Source organism: Mycolicibacterium boenickei, from assembly GCF_010731295.1.
GTDB classification, from domain to species: Bacteria; Actinomycetota; Actinomycetes; order Mycobacteriales; family Mycobacteriaceae; genus Mycobacterium; species Mycobacterium boenickei.
Genome location: NZ_AP022579.1, coordinates 4680415 through 4698290, shown reverse-complemented (window position 1 = coordinate 4698290; position 17876 = coordinate 4680415). Strand labels below are relative to the sequence as shown.

General features: G+C 67.7%; 17 protein-coding genes. 14 read left to right on the top strand and 3 right to left on the bottom strand.

The genetic code is table 11. The annotated features are described in order from the left end of the window. Positions 1-3 precede the first annotated feature (3 nt). From ripB to G6N57_RS22350, 7 genes are all read left to right on the top strand, one after another. Positions 4-699 carry an NlpC/P60 family peptidoglycan endopeptidase RipB gene (gene ripB, locus G6N57_RS22380; protein ID WP_077739332.1) on the top strand — a complete coding sequence of 232 codons (696 nt, stop codon included), beginning with the start codon at positions 4-6 and terminating at the stop codon, positions 697-699. A 134-nt stretch (positions 700-833) separates the two neighbouring features. Continuing rightward, positions 834-1997 (top strand): chaperone MoxR1, encoded by a 1164-nt coding sequence (gene moxR1 / locus G6N57_RS22375; RefSeq protein ID WP_077739333.1) that lies wholly within the window; start codon positions 834-836, stop codon positions 1995-1997. Further along, positions 1994-2938, top strand: a complete 945-nt coding sequence (locus G6N57_RS22370; RefSeq protein ID WP_065461278.1) for a DUF58 domain-containing protein — start codon at positions 1994-1996, stop codon at positions 2936-2938. The genes moxR1 and G6N57_RS22370 overlap by 4 nt, the downstream gene beginning before the upstream one ends. A 42-nt stretch (positions 2939-2980) precedes the next feature. Continuing rightward, a complete protein-coding gene (locus G6N57_RS22365; protein ID WP_077739334.1) occupies positions 2981-3988 on the top strand; it encodes a VWA domain-containing protein in 1008 nt (335 codons plus the stop codon). A gap of 50 nt (positions 3989-4038) precedes the next feature. Next, positions 4039-4791 (top strand): 3-oxoacyl-ACP reductase FabG1, encoded by a 753-nt coding sequence (gene fabG1, locus G6N57_RS22360; RefSeq protein WP_077739335.1) that lies wholly within the window; start codon positions 4039-4041, stop codon positions 4789-4791. A gap of 62 nt (positions 4792-4853) precedes the next feature. Beyond that, positions 4854-5663, top strand: a complete 810-nt coding sequence (gene inhA, locus G6N57_RS22355) for an NADH-dependent enoyl-ACP reductase InhA (protein ID WP_036444355.1) — start codon at positions 4854-4856, stop codon at positions 5661-5663. Between the two features lie 89 nt (positions 5664-5752). Then, positions 5753-6712, top strand: a complete 960-nt coding sequence (locus G6N57_RS22350; RefSeq protein WP_234815798.1) for a ferrochelatase — start codon at positions 5753-5755, stop codon at positions 6710-6712. 18 nt (positions 6713-6730) lie between these two features. Here the strand turns inward: G6N57_RS22350 and G6N57_RS22345 are convergent, their stop codons facing one another. Next, positions 6731-7588, bottom strand: coding sequence for an Rv1486c family protein (locus G6N57_RS22345; RefSeq protein WP_077739337.1), 858 nt, complete (start codon positions 7586-7588; stop codon positions 6731-6733). Between the two features lie 57 nt (positions 7589-7645). Here G6N57_RS22345 and G6N57_RS22340 point away from each other — a divergent pair, with 57 nt between their 5' ends. Together G6N57_RS22340 and G6N57_RS22335 are read left to right on the top strand one after the other, a co-directional pair. Further along, positions 7646-8080: an NfeD family protein gene (locus tag G6N57_RS22340; RefSeq protein WP_077739338.1), complete on the top strand. Its 435-nt coding sequence runs from the start codon at positions 7646-7648 to the stop codon at positions 8078-8080. Positions 8081-8119: 39 nt separating this feature from the next. Continuing rightward, positions 8120-9316, top strand: a complete 1197-nt coding sequence (locus G6N57_RS22335; protein ID WP_036444350.1) for an SPFH domain-containing protein — start codon at positions 8120-8122, stop codon at positions 9314-9316. A gap of 9 nt (positions 9317-9325) precedes the next feature. Here the strand turns inward: G6N57_RS22335 and G6N57_RS22330 are convergent, their stop codons facing one another. Together G6N57_RS22330 and G6N57_RS22325 are read right to left on the bottom strand one after the other, a co-directional pair. Further along, positions 9326-9754: a nitroreductase family deazaflavin-dependent oxidoreductase gene (locus G6N57_RS22330; RefSeq protein ID WP_235680589.1), complete on the bottom strand. Its 429-nt coding sequence runs from the start codon at positions 9752-9754 to the stop codon at positions 9326-9328. Continuing rightward, positions 9657-10514: a TVP38/TMEM64 family protein gene (locus G6N57_RS22325; protein WP_407665948.1), complete on the bottom strand. Its 858-nt coding sequence runs from the start codon at positions 10512-10514 to the stop codon at positions 9657-9659. Before G6N57_RS22325 ends, G6N57_RS22330 begins: the two co-directional genes overlap by 98 nt. Positions 10515-10652: 138 nt before the next feature. Here G6N57_RS22325 and mutA point away from each other — a divergent pair, with 138 nt between their 5' ends. The 5 genes from mutA to lipL all read left to right on the top strand — a co-directional run bounded on the left by mutA (position 10653) and on the right by lipL (position 17540). Next, a complete protein-coding gene (gene mutA / locus G6N57_RS22320) occupies positions 10653-12524 on the top strand; it encodes a methylmalonyl-CoA mutase small subunit (protein ID WP_165777793.1) in 1872 nt (623 codons plus the stop codon). Between the two features lies 1 nt (position 12525). After that, positions 12526-14775, top strand: coding sequence for a methylmalonyl-CoA mutase (gene scpA / locus G6N57_RS22315; RefSeq protein WP_077739340.1), 2250 nt, complete (start codon positions 12526-12528; stop codon positions 14773-14775). Positions 14776-14818: 43 nt separating this feature from the next. Continuing rightward, positions 14819-15790, top strand: a complete 972-nt coding sequence (meaB, locus tag G6N57_RS22310; protein ID WP_077739341.1) for a methylmalonyl Co-A mutase-associated GTPase MeaB — start codon at positions 14819-14821, stop codon at positions 15788-15790. 66 nt (positions 15791-15856) lie between these two features. Continuing rightward, on the top strand, positions 15857-16198 hold the full coding sequence (locus tag G6N57_RS22305) for a DUF4333 domain-containing protein (protein ID WP_077739342.1): 342 nt from the start codon (positions 15857-15859) through the stop codon (positions 16196-16198). A 76-nt stretch (positions 16199-16274) separates the two neighbouring features. Continuing rightward, positions 16275-17540: an esterase/beta-lactamase LipL gene (lipL, locus tag G6N57_RS22300; RefSeq protein WP_077739343.1), complete on the top strand. Its 1266-nt coding sequence runs from the start codon at positions 16275-16277 to the stop codon at positions 17538-17540. Positions 17541-17876: the final 336 nt, after the last annotated feature.

Sequence of the window (17876 nt, the reverse complement as noted above, 5' to 3'; positions counted from 1 at the left end):
ACATTGCGCTCCTTCGTCTTACGGTCTCTGATCCTGATCGCCGCAACTGCGTTCGCGGCGATCGGACTGGTGGCGCCGGCCAGTGCCGCACCTGACGACGGGCAGTGGGATCCCACTCTCCCGAAGATCGTCAGCTCCGGAGCTCCCGGCGACCCGGTGGCCATCGCCAACGCCTCGTTCCAGGTCAGCCAGATCGCGCTGCAGACCACACAGAATCTCGGCCAGCAGTTCCTGCAGACCATCGGGCTCGCACCGAAACAGGCGGCCTCGTCATTCCCCGGCGGTCGGGTCCGCGGCCCGCAGGCCATCGAATACGTGATCCGGCGCGGCGGCACTCAGATGGGGGTGCCCTACTCGTGGGGCGGCGGCACGCTCACCGGCCCCGGCCCCGGTGTGGACTACGACGCAGGCAAGGTCGGCTACGACTGCTCGGGCTTCACCCGGTACGCGTTCGCCGGCGTGGGGGTGCAGATCCCGAAGTACTCCGGGGACCAGTACAACACCGGCCGCAAGGTGCCGGTGGCCCAGGCAAAGCGCGGCGACCTCCTGTTCTGGGGCCCCGGCGGCAGCCAGCACGTGGCGATGTACCTCGGTGGCGGCAAGATGCTGGAAGCGTCGGGCAGTGCGGAGAAAGTGACTGTGAGCCCGGTTCGGACCGCGGGCATCCAGCCCTATGCGGCCCGCATCATCGAATCCTGAGGGGAACCTGAAGTCTTCCGGGCAGCGTCGACGGATCTCGAAGTGCCTGGAATAGTTGACGGCGGGCACCCGATTGCCCGCTAGAGCAAAAAGCAAGACCAGCGTTTGTAGTCGAATACCGTGGGAGGAAGTTGATGACGTCACCGAGTGGACCGCCGCAGGGCGCCGGAGGTTATCCCGGCTCGAGCCCGGCGCCGGGCTTCCCGCCCGGATCGACCGGCTCCCATGCCGCGCCGGCAGCGCCGCAAGCAGCGACCAACGGCAGTCTGCAGGCTGAGGTACACACCCTGGAACGCGCCATCTTCGAGGTCAAGCGGATCATCGTCGGCCAGGACCAGCTCGTCGAGCGGATGCTCGTCGGTCTTCTCGCCAAGGGCCATGTGCTGCTCGAAGGCGTCCCCGGGGTGGCCAAGACCCTGGCCGTCGAGACGTTCGCGAAGGTCGTCGGCGGCACCTTCGCCCGCATCCAGTTCACCCCTGACCTGGTGCCCACCGACATCATCGGTACCCGCATCTACCGGCAGGGCAAGGAAGACTTCGACATCGAGCTCGGTCCGGTCGTGGTCAACTTCCTGCTCGCCGACGAGATCAACCGCGCGCCGGCCAAGGTGCAGTCCGCCCTCCTCGAGGTGATGGCCGAGCGCAAGATCTCCATCGGCGGCAAGACGTTCCCGCTGCCCAGCCCGTTCCTGGTGATGGCGACCCAGAACCCGATCGAGCAGGAAGGCGTCTACGCGCTTCCCGAGGCGCAGCGCGACCGCTTCCTGTTCAAGCTCAACGTCGACTACCCGACGCCCGAGGAAGAGCGCGAGATCATCTACCGGATGGGTGTCAAGCCCCCGGAGCCCAAGCAGATCCTGAACACCGGCGACCTGCTGCGCCTGCAGGAACTCGCGGCAAACACCTTCGTCCACCACGCGCTGGTCGATTACGTGGTGCGGATCGTCACCGCGACCCGCGAGCCCGAGAAGTTCGGCATGCCCGACGCCAAGGCGTGGATCGCCTACGGCGCCTCACCGCGTGCCTCGCTCGGCATCATCTCGGCGGCCCGCGCGCTGGCCTTGGTGCGGGGCCGTGACTACGTCATCCCTCAGGACGTCGTCGAGGTGATCCCGGATGTGTTGCGGCACCGTCTGGTGCTGACCTACGACGCGCTGGCCGACGAGGTCTCCGCGGAGACGGTGGTCAACCGGATCCTGCAGACCGTCGCCCTGCCTCAGGTGAATGCGCTTCCGCAGCAAGGACATTCGGTTGCGCCCGCCGTACCTGCCGCGGCCGGCGCGGCGGGTGGTCGGTGACCACTTCCCGACGCACCGTCGACCTGCCGTCTCTGAAGCGCGGGGAGATTCGGGACCCGGCGTTGACGGCGGCGTTGCGCAAGCTTGAGCTGACGGTGCGGCGCAAGCTCGACGGAGTCCTGCACGGCGACCACCTCGGTCTGATCCCGGGTCCGGGATCAGAGCCGGGGGACTCGCGGATCTACCAACCCGGCGACGACGTGCGCCGGATGGACTGGTCGGTGACGGCGCGCACCCAGACGCCCCACGTGCGGCAGATGATCGCCGACCGCGAACTGGAGACCTGGCTGGTCGTCGACATGTCGGCCAGTCTTGACTTCGGTACCACCGGTTGTGAGAAACGTGATCTCGCTGTGGCGGCCGCCGCCGCGATCGCGTTCCTGAACAGTGGGGGCGGGAACCGGATCGGCGCGATCATCGCCAACGGTGACACCGTGCGCCGCGTTCCGGCGCTGAGCGGGCGGGTGCACGAGCAGGAGCTGCTGCGGGCGATCGCCACCACACCCAAGGCCCCGACCGGGGTGCGGGGCGACCTGGCGGCCGCCATCGATGCGCTGCGCCGTCCCGAACGCCGGCGCGGCATGGCGGTGATCATCAGTGACTTCCTCGGGCCGATCAACTGGATGCGTCCGCTGCGGGCGATCGCCGGCCGCCACGAGGTCCTCGGCATCGAAATCCTCGATCCGCGTGACGTCGAACTGCCCGCCGTCGGCGACGTGGTGCTGCAGGACACCGAGACCGGCGTCACCCGGGAGTTCACAATCGACGAGCAACTCCGCAGTGACTTCGAGCGGGCCGCCGCGGCCCACCGTGAGGAAGTGGCCCGCACCTTGCGGCGTTGCGACGCGCCGCTGCTGAGCCTGCGCACCGACCGCGACTGGATCGCCGATGTGGTGCGGTTTGTGGCGACTCGGCGGCGCGGCGCCCTGGCCGGCAGGTAGAAGAAGCTCGATCAGCAACCAAACCGAAATGACTTCTAGCACATGACATTACCGATTCTCGGTCCGATGAGCCTGACGGGCTTCGCGCACGCGTGGTGGTTCCTTTTCCTGTTCGTGGTCCTGGGCCTGATCGCGTATTACGTCTTCGTTCAGCGCGCGCGTAAGCAGCGGATCCTGCGGTTCGCCAACATGGAGCTGCTCGAAAGCGTGGCCCCCAAACAGCCCACCCGCTGGCGCCATCTGCCAGCGGCGCTGCTGGCCGTCTCGCTGGTGTTGCTGACGGTGGCGATGGCCGGCCCCACCCACGATGTGCGGATTCCGCGCAACCGCGCGGTGGTGATGCTGGTGATCGACGTGTCGCAGTCGATGCGCGCCACTGACGTGGCCCCCAGCCGGCTGGCCGCCGCGCAGGAAGCCGCCAAGCAGTTCGCCGATCAGCTCACTCCGGGGATCAACCTCGGCCTGATCGCTTACGCCGGCACCGCGACGGTGCTGGTGCAGCCGACCACCAACCGTGAGGCCACCAAGAACGGCCTGGACAAGCTGCAGTTGGCCGACCGGACCGCCACCGGCGAGGGCATCTTCACGGCGCTGCAGGCGATCGCCACCGTCGGTGCGGTGATCGGCGGCGGTGACGAGAAGCCGCCCGCGCGCATCGTGCTGATGTCCGACGGCAAGGAGACCGTGCCGTCCAACCCGGACAACCCCAAGGGGGCGTACACCGCGGCGCGTACCGCCAAGGACCAGGGAGTGCCGATCTCGACGGTGTCCTTCGGCACGCCGTACGGCTATGTCGAGATCAACGATCAGCGCCAGCCGGTGCCGGTCGACGACGAGATGCTCGGCAAGATTGCCAAGCTGTCCGGCGGCGACGCCTTCACCGCGTCCAGCCTGGAGCAGCTCAAGCAGGTGTTCACCTCGCTGCAGCAGCAGATCGGCTACGAGACCATCAAGGGCGACGCCAGCCTCGGCTGGCTGCGGCTCGGCGCGTTGGTGCTGGCCGTGGCCGGGGTGGCGGCCCTGCTGATCAACCGCAGACTGCCCGGTTAGGGGCCGATGCGATTTTCAGACCATGCTGGTGAGGAGATAAGTTGGCGGGCATGAGTGACAGTGCCGCCACTGAAACAGCCACCGGTCGTCCCGCATTCGTTCCCCGTTCCGTACTGGTCACCGGAGGTAACCGGGGCATCGGCCTGGCGATCGCGCAACGACTGGCCGCCGACGGACACAAGGTGGCCGTCACGCACCGCGGATCGGGCGCACCCGACGGCCTGTTCGGCGTCGTGTGCGACGTCACCGACAACGAGGCCGTCGACCGGGCGTTCAAAGAGGTCGAGGAGCACCAGGGTCCGGTCGAGGTGCTGGTGTCCAACGCCGGTATCTCCCAGGACGCGTTCCTGATGCGGATGACCGAGGAGCGGTTCGAGAACGTCATCAACGCGAACCTCACCGGGGCGTTCCGGGTGGCGCAGCGGGCCTCGCGCAGCATGCAGCGCAAGCGTTTCGGCCGGATCATCTTCATCGGTTCGGTCTCGGGCATGTGGGGCATCGGCAACCAGGCCAACTACGCGGCCGCCAAGGCCGGTCTGATCGGCATGGCCCGCTCGATCTCCCGGGAACTGTCCAAGGCCGGCGTCACCGCGAACGTGGTGGCACCCGGCTACATCGACACGGAGATGACCCGTGCCCTGGACGAGCGGATTCAGGCCGGTGCCCTGGACTTCATTCCGGCCAAGCGCGTCGGCACCGCGGAGGAGGTCGCCGGTGCGGTGAGCTTCCTGGCTTCCGAGGACGCCAGCTACATCGCCGGCGCGGTGATCCCGGTCGACGGCGGCATGGGCATGGGACACTGATCCAAAAGCGCTGGATCACAACAACTTTCGCATAACTCTTCACCAAAGTAGGAGTCAGGACAATGGCAGGTTTGCTCGAAGGCAAGCGCATCCTCGTCACCGGGATCATCACGGACAGCTCGATCGCGTTCCACATCGCCAAGGTGGCCCAGGAAGCCGGCGCCGAGCTGGTGCTCACCGGGTTCGACCGGATGAAGCTGATCCAGCGCATCGCCGACCGGCTGCCCAAGCCGGCTCCCTTGTTGGAGCTCGACGTGCAGAACGAGGAGCACCTGGCCGGCCTGGCCGACCGGGTCACCGAGGCCATCGGTGCGGGCAACAAGCTCGACGGCGTGGTGCACTCGATCGGCTTCATGCCGCAGAGCGGTATGGGTGTCAACCCGTTCTTCGATGCTCCCTACGAGGACGTCGCCAAGGGCATCCACATCTCGGCCTACTCGTACGCCTCGCTGGCCAAGGCCCTGCTGCCGGTGATGAACGAAGGCGGCGGGATCGTCGGCATGGACTTCGACCCGACCCGCGCGATGCCGGCCTACAACTGGATGACGGTGGCCAAGAGCGCCCTCGAATCGGTCAACCGGTTCGTCGCGCGTGAGGCAGGCAAGTTCGGTGTGCGGTCGAACCTCGTTGCGGCGGGCCCGATCCGGACCCTGGCCATGAGCGCGATCGTCGGCGGCGCCCTGGGCGACGAGGCAGGCAAGCAGATGCAGCTCCTCGAAGAGGGCTGGGATCAGCGCGCGCCGATCGGCTGGAACATGAAGGATCCGACGCCGGTCGCCAAGACCGTGTGCGCGCTGCTTTCCGACTGGCTGCCCGCCACCACCGGCACCATCATCTACGCCGACGGCGGCGCCAGCACCCAGCTGCTCTGATCTGACTTGGAGGCTCGTTGACCGACACCTTCGATTTCGACGCCGTCCTGCTGCTGTCCTTCGGAGGGCCGGAAGCTCCGGATCAGGTGATGCCGTTCCTGGAGAACGTGACCCGTGGCCGCGGCATCCCTGCCGAGCGGTTGGCCGATGTCGCCGAGCACTACCTGCATTTCGGTGGGGTGTCGCCGATCAACGGGATCAACCGGGCGCTGATCGAGCAGTTGCGGATACAGCTGCCCGATCTCCCGGTCTACTTCGGTAACCGGAACTGGGAACCGTACGTAGAGGACACCGTCGCGGCGATGCGGGACAACGGGATTCGGCGGGCGGCGGTGTTCACCACGTCGGCGTGGGGCGGGTACTCCAGCTGTACCCAGTACGTCGAGGACATCGCCAGGGCGCGGGCCGCGGCGGGCGACGACGCGCCGGAGCTGGTCAAACTGCGGCAGTACTTCGATCACCCGCTGTTGGTGGAGATGTTCGCCGACGCGATCGCGGCGGCCGCCGCGACCCTGCCTGCCGATCTGCGTGACGAGGCCCGGTTGGTGTTCACCGCACACTCGGTACCGGTTGCCGCCGACGAGCGGCACGGCCCCCGGCTCTACAGCCGTCAGGTCGGCTACGCGACGCGGCTGGTGGCCGCGGCGGCGGGCTATCGGGACTTCGACCAGGTGTGGCAGTCGCGGTCGGGCCCGCCCCAGATCCCGTGGCTGGAACCCGACGTCGCCGATCACCTGACCGCATTGGGGGAGAAGGGAACCCGGGCGGTCATCGTGTGTCCGATCGGGTTCGTCGCCGACCACATCGAGGTGGTGTGGGATCTCGATTACGAGCTGCGGTTGCAGGCCGAAGAAGCCGGCATCGCGTTCGCGCGCGCCGGCACGCCCAACGCCGACCCGCGTTTCGCCCGGCTGGCCGCAGGTCTGATCGAGGAGCTGCGCACCGGCGCGGCACCGTTGCGGGTGACCGGCCCGGACCCGGTCGCCGGCTACGGATTCAGCGTCAACGGTGAGCCGTGCTCACCGAACTGCTGCGGCACTCCGTCATAGCGCCGGTCGGGTGAAAAGCTAGTCCCGCCAAGCGGATTGCAGGATGGCCTCGAGTGCGGCCAACCGTGCCGAGCGCACCACCCGGTCCAGGGGCCGCATGGCATCGCCCGCGATCTGTACCTCAGAGGAACTCTGCAGACCGATCGGCATGAGCCCTGAGCTCACCGTGATGATCGCTTCCACATGGGCGGCGTTCTCCAGCACCCGTACCGCACGGGTGGGGGCATGATCGGGGATGGTGTGTATCCGGCCGGCTGCGAGGATGTCCTCCACCATGCCGCGTGGGTCGTCGACCTCGACCCCGACGCCGGCCCGCAACGTGACCAGCGTGTCGGCGGCCGAGCGCACCGCCGACCGCAATTCGTACTCGGCTTCACCGAGGTCGTAGTGCTGCGGCGGCGGCAACACGGGCAAGGAGTACACGGTCCACGACAGCGCCCGCGGCTCGGGTTCGAACGTGGAATCGGTTTCCACGTCGTCGAATTCGAAGTACTCGAACTCCGGCACCAGCCCGACGCCGTCCAACTCGTCGTGGGTCACCAGTACCGCTTCACCGACGGTCAGCGCATCCCGCTGGAACTGCGAGCCCGCGGGCAATCCGCGGACGTCGCCGGGAACCGGCAAGGCCACCCTGATCGAGGGCCTGGTGCCGGATCTGCCGACGGCGGTGCGCAGCGTCTGCAGCAGCGACACCGAACCGGAGTCCTCCAACTCCGGCCAGGGCAGCCCGGTACGGACCGCTGCCTGCGAGTCGTAGGCGGTCACAGAATGCATTGGTGCCCACTGGGATAACGCGTCGAGGACGTCGTCAGGCGCGGCCGCGCCGGCAAGCCAGGCGTTGGCCCACATCGAAAGCGTTGCACTCGGACACCACATGATCTTGGCAGTGTAATTGCCGGTCGCCGATCAGGCCTTATTCGATAGGGTGGGCGCATGCCGCTACCGCTGATCTGGCTCATCCTGGCGCTGGGACTCGCCGGGGCGGAGGCGCTGACCGGCGACATGTTCCTGCTGATGCTGGCCGGTGGTGCACTGGCCGCGAGCGGCTCGAGTTGGGTGTTCGACCTGCCGCTGTGGGCGGACGGTGTGGTGTTCCTCGTGGTGTCGGTACTGCTGCTGGTCTTGGTGCGGCCCGCGCTGCGCCGCCGTTTCGAGATCGGGCGAGGGCTACCCGAGCCGGTCAAGGCGCTCGAGGGCAAGTCGGCCCTGGTGCTGGACCGGGTCGCACAGCACGAGGGGCAGGTCAAGCTCGACGGCGAAGTCTGGACGGCGCGGCCCCTCAACGATCACGATGTGTACGAACCCGGTGAGCTCGTGACCGTGGTGAGGATCGACGGAGCGACCGCGGTGGTCTTCAAGACGATGTAGCGCCACTTCAAATCGACGTAGTACCAGGGAGGATTCACCATGGAAGGTGCTGTAGCCGGGCTGGTCTTACTGCTCGTGCTTGTGGTGTTCGCGATCATTGTCGTGGCCAAGTCGGTTGCGCTCATTCCCCAGGCCGAAGCCGCGGTGATCGAGCGTCTCGGCCGCTACAGTCGCACGGTCAGCGGTCAGCTGACGTTGCTGGTGCCGTTCATCGACCGGATCCGGGCACGGGTGGACCTGCGTGAGCGCGTGGTGTCCTTCCCGCCACAGCCGGTGATCACCGAGGACAACCTGACGCTCAACATCGACACCGTGGTCTATTTCCAGGTGACCAACCCGCAGGCCGCGGTCTACCAGATCAGCAACTACATCGTCGGCGTCGAACAGCTGACCACCACCACACTGCGCAACGTGGTCGGCGGCATGACGCTGGAGCAGACGCTGACCTCACGCGACTCGATCAACGCCCAGCTGCGCGGTGTGCTCGACGAGGCGACCGGCCGGTGGGGCCTGCGGGTGGCGCGCGTCGAGTTGCGCAGCATCGACCCGCCGCCGTCGATCCAGGAGTCGATGGAAAAGCAGATGAAGGCCGACCGCGACAAGCGGGCCATGATCCTGACCGCCGAGGGTGTCCGGGAATCGTCCATCAAGCAGGCCGAGGGCCAGAAGCAGTCGCAGATCCTGGCCGCCGAGGGCGCCAAGCAGGCCGCGATTCTGGCCGCCGAGGCCGACCGGCAGTCGCGGATGCTGCGGGCCCAGGGTGAGCGCGCCGCTCAATACCTGCAGGCGCAGGGGCAGGCCAAGGCCATCGAGAAGACGTTCGCTGCGATCAAGGCGGGCCGGCCGACGCCGGAGATGCTCGCGTACCAGTACCTGCAGACGCTGCCGCAGATGGCCAAGGGTGAGGCCAACAAGGTGTGGCTGGTGCCCAGCGACTTCGGTTCGGCCCTGCAGGGCTTCACCAAGCTGCTCGGTGCGCCGGGCGAGGACGGCGTGTTCCGCTACACACCGTCACCGGTCGACGAGGATCTGCCCAAGCCCGAGGACGACAGCGACGAGGTCGCCGAGTGGTTCTCCACCGAGACCGACCCCGCGATCGCTCAGGCTGTGGCGAAGGCCGAGGCCGAGGCCCGGGCCACCACTCCGCCGCTGAGCGCCAGGCCGCCGCAGACGTCGTTGGAGACGCCGCCCGGGCTGCCCAACGAGCTGGATGGCGGCGCGCACCGCGCGCAGTAGGTCTGCGGGTCAGAGATCCGGCTGCAGCCGGATCTCGACCATCGGCAGCGGGGTGTCCGTCTCGGTGATCGGTTGGCCCAGCGTCTGTTCGAGGACGAGTTTGAACTGCTCCCAGGTCGCCGGGTGGCGCTCTCGGTAGCCGGTCAGGACCTGGTCGGCGGCGCGCTGATCGAGGATGTGGGCGACGCCGGCCACCGGCCGGTGGCTGCCGAGCCATACCCGGACCTGCGGGTGGACGGCAATGTTGCGGAACCACTGGGCTTTCGCGCCGAAGCCCGATGCCACGACGACGACATCGGGACTGGGGTGGTCCACCACCTCGAGCACGACGTAGCGGCGTTCACCGGACGTGCGGCCGATGTGTTCGAGCATCATCATCCTCGCGCCGAGCAGTGCCCCGGCCCGGATCCGGAAGAGCCAGATCGGGGCACGTACCAGTCGGCGATTGCGCAGGAGCCGGGCACCGAGATCGGGCAGTGCGCTCATCCGTTGTCTCCTTCTCCCGCCGCTCGCGGCGATGCAGGCGCATCTCGTAGACCAGGCCGGCCACGCCGAGCGCCGCGGTGCCCAGCGACACCAGGACCAACGCGGGGCTGATGTTTCCGGTCAACGCGTCGCCCAGGACGACGACTGCCGCCGTGCCAGGGAACAGGCCCACCAGCGTGGCCAGCGTGTACGGCACGACCCGCACGGCCGACGCGCCGGCCGCGTAGTTCAGTACCGAGAACGGCACCGCCGGGATCAGCCGCATGGACAGCACAACCGGCCAGCCGCGCCGGCGAAGGCGGGTATCGAGTGAGTCGACCCGAGGATGGGGGACCAGCCGATTGAGCTGCCAACCCGCGGCCCGGATCAGGAACAGGGCGAGCACCGCGCTCACCGCACTGGCCGCCACCGCGATGACCACCCCCAGCACGGGACCGAACAGCAGTCCCGCGGCCAGGGTGAAGGCGGTCCGGGGGAACGGAAAGACCGTCACCACGATGTGAGCGCCGAGGAACGCCAGCGGGAACCACGGTCCCACCGAGGTGGCCCAGTCCCGCATCTGCATGGCCGTCGGCAACGGAATCAGCACCGCAACTGCGACAAGAATCACAATGCCGGCCAGCAGGCCGACGATCCGCCGGGGCGGCAGCTGGGAAGCCGTCGCGATGACCGCGGCGCGCACCACGCGCAGGGTTCTGACGACGGGTTTCACGTCATACAACAGTACGGGCCGCAGGCGGGGACCGCGGTTGTGCGCTGCCGTGAGTCCACCGACCAGCGGTCAGGGCCGTGATGGCGATCATTTAGCCTTTAGCGCGAGTGGGTATGTCACACGCTGCGATAACAGGAGATGCGGGTGTCGTTACAGGGGACTAGTGCGGTCGAGTCGGACCGTCAGCAGTGGCGGACAGCGGTCGCCGGTGTGCTGGCCAAGAGCAGTCGGCGCGACGTGGCCGATCTGCCGGCCGAGCCGGAGCGCCTGCTGGATTCGCAGACCTACGAAGGTTTCGCCATCCGGCCGCTGTACACGAGCCTGGACGCGCGTCCGGAGCCCAGCCTGCCGGGGCAGTGGCCGTTCGTCCGCGGCGGCGACGCCCTTCGCGACGTCAAATCCGGCTGGAAGGTCGTCGAGAGCTTCCCCGCTGTCGCGGGCACCGACGTCGGCACGGTCAACGGTGCGGTGCTGGTGTCGCTGACCGAGGGTGCCAGCGCGCTGGCCCTGCGGGTGGGCGGCGAGGGCGGTATCGCCCTGGGCGAGCTGGACCGACTGCTCGACGGTGTGTTCCTGGACCTGGTGCCGGTGATCTTCGAACGCACGGGAGCCGACCTCGCTGCCACCGCCGACGCGGTGCTGCCGCTGCTCGAAGACCTCGACGACGACCAGCGTTCGCGGCTGGCGATCGATCTCGGCGCCGATCCGCTGACCGCACCGCTGTCGGGGCAGGCCGCCGCTGAGGACACCGACCTGCCGGCCATCGTCGCCAAACTCACCGATTACGCCGGTGGCGTCCGGGCGGTCACCGTCGACGGCCCGGCCTTCCACAACCTCGGCGCCAGCGCCGCTTGGGAGCTCGCGGGCTCGATCGCCGCGGCGGTCGCCTACCTGCGCGTGCTCAGCGACGGCGGAGTGGCCACAGCAGATGCGTTGCGGCAGATCAGTTTCCGCTACGCCGCTGACGACGATCAGTTCATGACGATCGCCAAGCTGCGGGTCGCGCGCCAGCTGTGGGCGCGGGTCGCCGAGGTGGTCGGCGCCGACACTGCAGATGACGCCGGAGCTGCGCGCATTCATGCCGTGACCTCGCTGCCGATGATGACCCAGCGCGACCCGTGGGTGAACATGCTGCGCACCACGCTGGCCGCTTTCTCGGCGGGCGTCGGGGGAGCCGACACCGTGCAGGTGCTCCCGTTCGACGCCGCGATTCCCGAGGGCCTGGACGGGACGTCGGCCAGCTTCGCCCGTCGCATCGCCCGCAACACCCAACTGCTGCTGCTGGAGGAGTCGCACATCGGTCAGGTGCTCGATCCAGCGGGTGGTTCGTGGTTCGTCGAGGATCTGACCGCTCAACTCGCCGAGCAGGCCTGGGCGCACTTCCAGGACATCGAGGCGCGTGGCGGATTCGTGGCGGCACGGGACCACATCGCCGCCCAGATCGCGGAGGTCGCTGCCCGGCGCAGTGACGACATCGCGCACCGACGCACCGCGATCACCGGTGTCAACGAGTTCCCCAACCTCGACGAGAAGCCGCTCCCGCAGGGAGCTTCGGCATCGTCGATCGCTCGGTACGCGGCCGGGTTCGAGGCGCTGCGCGACCGCTCGGACGCCTTCCTGGCAGCCACCGGTGCCCGGCCCAAGGTGCTGCTGCTGCCGCTGGGCCCGTTGGCCGAGCACAACATCCGGACCACCTTCGCGTCGAACCTGTTGGCTTCCGGCGGGATCGAGGCAACCAACCCCGGACCCCTCGACGCGGCCGCGATCGCCGGGGCCGTCGCCGAAGCCGGTGCGCCGACGGTGGCCGTGCTGTGCGGCACTGACGCCCGCTACGGTGCAGAGGCCGCCGACGCGGTGGCGGCCGCCCGAGCCGCCGGTGTGCGTGAGGTACTCCTGGCCGGGCCGGAAAAGGCCGTGGCCGAAGCTGATTCGAAACCCGACGGGTATCTGACCGCCAAGATCGATGCGGTCGAAGCACTGTCGAACCTGCTCACCGGACTGGGGGCCTGACATGACTGCCACAACAGGAATCGGAAGCTTCGCGGACGTACCGCTGCACGGCGAAGGCACGGGTGAGCCTGCCACTCCAGAGGCGGTCGAGACGCACGTCGCCGAGGCCGCTGCCGCTCACGGATACACCCCGGATCAACTGACCTGGGCCACGCCAGAGGGCATCGACGTCAAGCCCGTCTACGTCGCTGCCGACCGTGACGAGGTGGCAGAGGCCGGCTACCCGCTCGACAGCTTCCCCGGCGCACCGCCGTTCGTGCGCGGGCCGTACCCGACCATGTACGTCAACCAGCCGTGGACCATCCGCCAGTACGCCGGATTCTCCACCGCCGCCGAGTCCAACGCGTTCTACCGGCGCAACCTGGCCGCCGGTCAGAAGGGTCTGTCGGTGGCCTTCGACCTGGCCACCCACCGCGGGTACGACTCGGATCATCCGCGCGTGCAGGGTGACGTCGGAATGGCCGGCGTGGCAATCGATTCCATCCTCGACATGCGCCAGTTGTTCGACGGTATCGACCTGTCGACGGTTTCGGTGTCGATGACCATGAACGGCGCGGTACTGCCGATCCTTGCGCTCTACGTCGTCGCCGCCGAGGAGCAGGGGGTGCCGCCGGAGAAGCTGGCCGGGACCATCCAGAACGACATCCTCAAAGAGTTCATGGTCCGCAACACCTACATCTATCCGCCCAAGCCGTCGATGCGGATCATCTCGGACATCTTCGCCTACACCAGCGCCAAGATGCCGAAGTTCAACTCGATCTCGATCTCGGGCTACCACATCCAAGAGGCCGGGGCGACAGCCGATCTGGAGCTGGCGTACACGCTGGCCGACGGTGTCGAGTACATCAAGGCCGGCCTGGACGCCGGGCTGGACATCGACAAGTTCGCGCCGCGGCTGTCCTTCTTCTGGGGCATCGGGATGAACTTCTTCATGGAGGTGGCCAAGCTGCGTGCGGGCCGCCTGCTGTGGAGCGAGCTGGTGGCCCAGTTCGACCCGAAGAACGACAAGTCACTGTCGCTGCGTACCCACTCGCAGACCTCGGGCTGGTCGCTGACCGCGCAGGACGTGTTCAACAACGTCGCCCGCACCTGCATCGAGGCGATGGCGGCCACCCAGGGCCACACCCAGTCGCTGCACACCAACGCGCTGGACGAGGCTCTCGCGCTGCCCACGGACTTCTCCGCGCGGATCGCCCGCAACACCCAGCTGCTGTTGCAGCAGGAGTCGGGCACCACCCGGCCGATCGACCCGTGGGGTGGTTCGTACTACGTCGAGTGGCTCACCCATCAGCTCGCGGAGAAGGCTCGTGCTCACATCCACGAGGTGAACGAGCACGGCGGCATGGCGCAGGCCATCAGCGACGGAATTCCGAAGCTTCGCATCGAAGAGGCGGCCGCCCGGACCCAGGCGCGCATCGACTCCGGTGCCCAGCCGCTCATCGGCGTCAACAAGTACCAGGTGGAAGAGGACCAGGAGATCGAGGTCCTCAAGGTCGAGAACAGCCGGGTGCGGGCCGAACAGCTGGCCAAGCTGCAGCAGCTGCGGGCCGATCGCGATGAGGCCGCCACCCAGGCCGCGTTGGCAGAGCTGACCCGCGCCGCCGAGGCGAGCGGATCGGCCGGCGAGGACGGGTTGGGCAACAACCTGCTGGCGCTGGCCATCGACGCCGCCCGGGCCAAGGCCACCCTCGGTGAGATCTCCGACGCCCTGGAGAAGGTCTACGGACGCCACCAGGCTGAGATCCGGACCATCGCCGGCGTCTACCGCGACGAGGTCGGAAAGGCCGGGAACGTGAGCACCGCAACGGAATTGGTCGAGAAGTTCGCCGAGGCCGACGGTCGCCGGCCCCGCATCCTGGTGGCCAAGATGGGCCAGGACGGGCACGACCGTGGACAGAAGGTGATCGCCACGGCATTCGCCGACATCGGCTTCGACGTCGACGTGGGCTCGCTGTTCTCCACCCCGGAGGAGGTGGCCCGCCAGGCCGCCGACAACGACGTGCATGTGGTCGGGGTGTCGTCACTGGCTGCGGGGCACCTCACCTTGGTGCCCGCGCTGCGTGACGCGTTGGCCGAGGTGGGCCGGCCCGACATCATGATCGTCGTCGGCGGGGTCATCCCGCCCGGGGACTTCGACGAGCTCTACGAGGCCGGGGCGACCGCGATCTTCCCGCCGGGCACGGTGATCGCCGACGCGGCCATCGGCCTGCTGCAGAAGCTGGCGGACCGGCTCGGTTACTCGCTGAGCTAGTAGTGGCTGTCATTCGGAGGGCAGGAGCGGAGCGACCCGGGATATGAATACAGTTCCCGAGCTGGCGGCCGCCGTCCGCAGTGGTGACCGCGCCGCCCTGGCGCGGGCCATCACGATGGTGGAATCCACCCGGGCCGACCATCGTGACCAGGCTCAGCAGTTGCTGCTGGAATTGATGCCAGAGGCGGGCAAAGCCCAACACATCGGCATCACCGGGGTGCCCGGCGTCGGCAAGTCGACGACCATCGAAGCCCTCGGCATGTACCTCATCGAGGCAGGCCACCGGGTCGCGGTCCTGGCCGTGGACCCGTCATCGACGCGGACCGGCGGCTCGATCCTTGGCGACAAGACCAGGATGGCCAAGCTGGCGGTGCATCCGGATGCCTACATCCGGCCGTCACCGACCTCCGGGACGCTCGGTGGGGTGGCGAAGGCCACCCGGGAGACCATCGTGCTGCTGGAGGCGGCGGGCTACGACGTCATCCTGGTCGAGACGGTCGGGGTGGGACAGTCCGAGGTCACGGTGTCGAACATGGTCGACACGTTCGTCTTCCTGACCCTGGCCCGTACGGGTGACCAGTTGCAGGGCATCAAGAAAGGTGTGCTCGAACTCGCCGACGTCATCGTGGTCAACAAGGCCGACGGCGAGCACGCGGTCGAGGCCAAGGCCGCGGCCCGAGAACTGACAGGTGCCATCCGGCTGATCTACCCGCGGGAAACACTTTGGCGGCCACCGGTTCTCACGATGAGTGCGCTCGAAGGACACGGGCTGGCCGAGCTGTGGAAGACGGTGCTCAAACACCGCGAGGTACTCACCGAGGCGGGCGAGTTCGAGGCCAGGCGTCGGGCTCAGCAGGTGGACTGGACCTGGTCGATGGTGCGTGACACCGTCCTGGACCGGGTGATGTCGCACCCCGGCGTACGCAGCATCCGCGACGAGGTGGAACGCCGCGTGCGCGAGGGTGAACTGACTCCGGCGCTGGCGGCCCAGGAGATTCTCGACGCGGCCGACTGATATCGGGTCTGCCGCACTTACGCTGTTCGCAGCGACACGGAAGCGAAAGGCTGGGCTGACCCGGAGATGAGGGACGTGAAGGCGAAACTGCGTGTGCTCGTTGCGGCCGCGATGGTCGGTGGTGCGGTATTGACCGGGTGTGGTGGCGGCGGCTCGACCGGTACCGCGCCCACAGTGGCCAAGAGCAAGCTGCAGACCATGGCCAAGGAGAAGCTGGAGGCCGCGGCCAATCGCAAGGCCAAGTCTGTGACCTGCGACGATGGGATCGTCGGCAAGGTGGGGACCACCCAGCACTGTGTGCTGACAGCCAAAGACGGCACCAAGTACGGCGTCACGGCTACGGTCAAGGCCGTCGAGTCGGACAAGGTCAACATCGACTTCAAGGTGGACGACAAGCCGAGCTCCTGAGCGGGCGGCCCGGGTCAGGGCTAACAGGTAGGTAACGCTGCTGGAATTTGCCGGGGGTACAGGTAAATTCAAATGTGTGACCGATCACAACGGCGAGCGCGACGAGGCGCTCCCACACGGTGTCCAAGGCGCGGCGGACAGGAACTTCACCTGCACGGTCCGCGGGTTCTCGAAGCTGTTCCCTGGCCGTAGGTATGGCGGCGGAGCGCTGGTCATCCTTCAGGACGGTGAGCCTGTCGTCGACGTCTGGACCGGCTACTCCGACCGGGCAGGCACGCAGTATTGGACGGCCGACACCGGCGCGATGGTGTTCTCCGCGACGAAGGGGATGGCCTCGACGGTCATCCATCGGCTCGTCGACCGCGGCCTGATCGAATACGACAGCCCGGTGGGCGCCTATTGGCCCGAATTCGCGGCCAACGGCAAATCCGCGATCACGGTGCGGCAGGTGATGGCGCACGAAGCGGGGCTGTCCCAGCTCAATGGCGTCAGCAAAGCCGATCTGCTTGACCACCTGGTGATGGAGAGCCGCGTCGCCGCCGCGCCGGTGAACTCGATTCTGTTCGGCAAGCCGGCGTATCACGCGCTGACCTACGGCTGGCTGCTGTCGGGTCTGGCCCGCGCAGTGACCGGGCGCAGCATGCGCGAACTGTTCCGGACCGAGCTGGCAGAGCCGTTGGGGACCGACGGCCTGCACCTCGGGCGTCCACCGGCGCAGGCTCCCACCCGGGCCGCACAGATCCTCGTCCCGCAACTGCGGTGGCCCAACCACGTCTTCGACTTCGTGGCACCTCGGGTCGCCGCGCTCAACTTCTCGGGTGCGTTCGGCTCGATGTATTTCCCCGGCGTGATGTCGCTGGTTCAGGGCGATACGCCGTTCCTCGACTCCGAGGCGCCTGCGGTCAACGGCGTCGCGACCGCCCGCGGCCTGGCCAGGATGTACGGCGCGATCGCCAATCGGGGCCGGCTCAACGGCCTGGAATACCTCTCTGAGCAGACCGTGGCCGGGCTGACCGGTCCGTCCGGCATACGTCCGGACCGCAATCTGGGGGTGCCGCTCGGTTTCCATCTCGGGTATCACTCGGTGCCGTTCGGAGTCATGCCCGGATTCGGGCATGTGGGCCTCGGCGGTTCGGTTGGTTGGGCGGACCCGGCCAGCGGCCTGGCGATCGGCTTTGTGCACAACCGCCTGTTGACTCCGATGGTGCTCGACATGGCCGCGTTCGTCGGTCTGAATGCACTGATCCGCAAGGATGTGGCCCGCGCCCGTGAGCGTGGGTACACGGCTGTACCCGACCTCGGGGCGGCGCCGCACGAAGTGTCCAAGCCCGTCGCGGGGTAGTTCTGCATTTATCGGCGCGAGCCGACCTGACGGATGCCGTCAGGTCGGCTTTCTTCGTTGCGGTGCGCTTCGTGCCTGCTCGTCGACCCGGTTGTCATGCCTCTAGCTGCAGTGAAATACATCACACTGTGTCCCAGAATTGGGATACCTCTCTTGAGTCTGCAGCGGCTGTGCGCCGTTAACGCAGGTCAGTTTGCTTTCAATACATTTTGTGCGATCTGTCACGCATCCGGGTGTGGCGTGCGCTGAATCTCAGGGGTGCCCGGCGACGTCCCCGGGTGGGCCGGATGGGGCTGTTGTCGGTTGCGACAGTTTTGGCGTCACTCACGATCAATG

Bases quoted from the DNA above. Each gene is read 5' to 3' on its own strand.
- moxR1 (WP_077739333.1), top strand. From the start codon at position 834: ATGACGTCACCGAGTGGACCGCCGCAGGGCGCCGGAGGTTATCCCGGC.
- G6N57_RS22365 (WP_077739334.1), top strand. From the start codon at position 2,981: ATGACATTACCGATTCTCGGTCCGATGAGCCTGACGGGCTTCGCGCAC.
- fabG1 (WP_077739335.1), top strand. From the start codon at position 4,039: ATGAGTGACAGTGCCGCCACTGAAACAGCCACCGGTCGTCCCGCATTC.
- inhA (WP_036444355.1), top strand. From the start codon at position 4,854: ATGGCAGGTTTGCTCGAAGGCAAGCGCATCCTCGTCACCGGGATCATC.
- G6N57_RS22350 (WP_234815798.1), top strand. From the start codon at position 5,753: ATGCCGTTCCTGGAGAACGTGACCCGTGGCCGCGGCATCCCTGCCGAG.
- G6N57_RS22345 (WP_077739337.1), bottom strand. From the start codon at position 7,588: ATGTGGTGTCCGAGTGCAACGCTTTCGATGTGGGCCAACGCCTGGCTT.
- G6N57_RS22340 (WP_077739338.1), top strand. From the start codon at position 7,646: ATGCCGCTACCGCTGATCTGGCTCATCCTGGCGCTGGGACTCGCCGGG.
- G6N57_RS22335 (WP_036444350.1), top strand. From the start codon at position 8,120: ATGGAAGGTGCTGTAGCCGGGCTGGTCTTACTGCTCGTGCTTGTGGTG.
- mutA (WP_165777793.1), top strand. From the start codon at position 10,653: ATGCGGGTGTCGTTACAGGGGACTAGTGCGGTCGAGTCGGACCGTCAG.
- scpA (WP_077739340.1), top strand. From the start codon at position 12,526: ATGACTGCCACAACAGGAATCGGAAGCTTCGCGGACGTACCGCTGCAC.
- meaB (WP_077739341.1), top strand. From the start codon at position 14,819: ATGAATACAGTTCCCGAGCTGGCGGCCGCCGTCCGCAGTGGTGACCGC.
- G6N57_RS22305 (WP_077739342.1), top strand. From the start codon at position 15,857: ATGAGGGACGTGAAGGCGAAACTGCGTGTGCTCGTTGCGGCCGCGATG.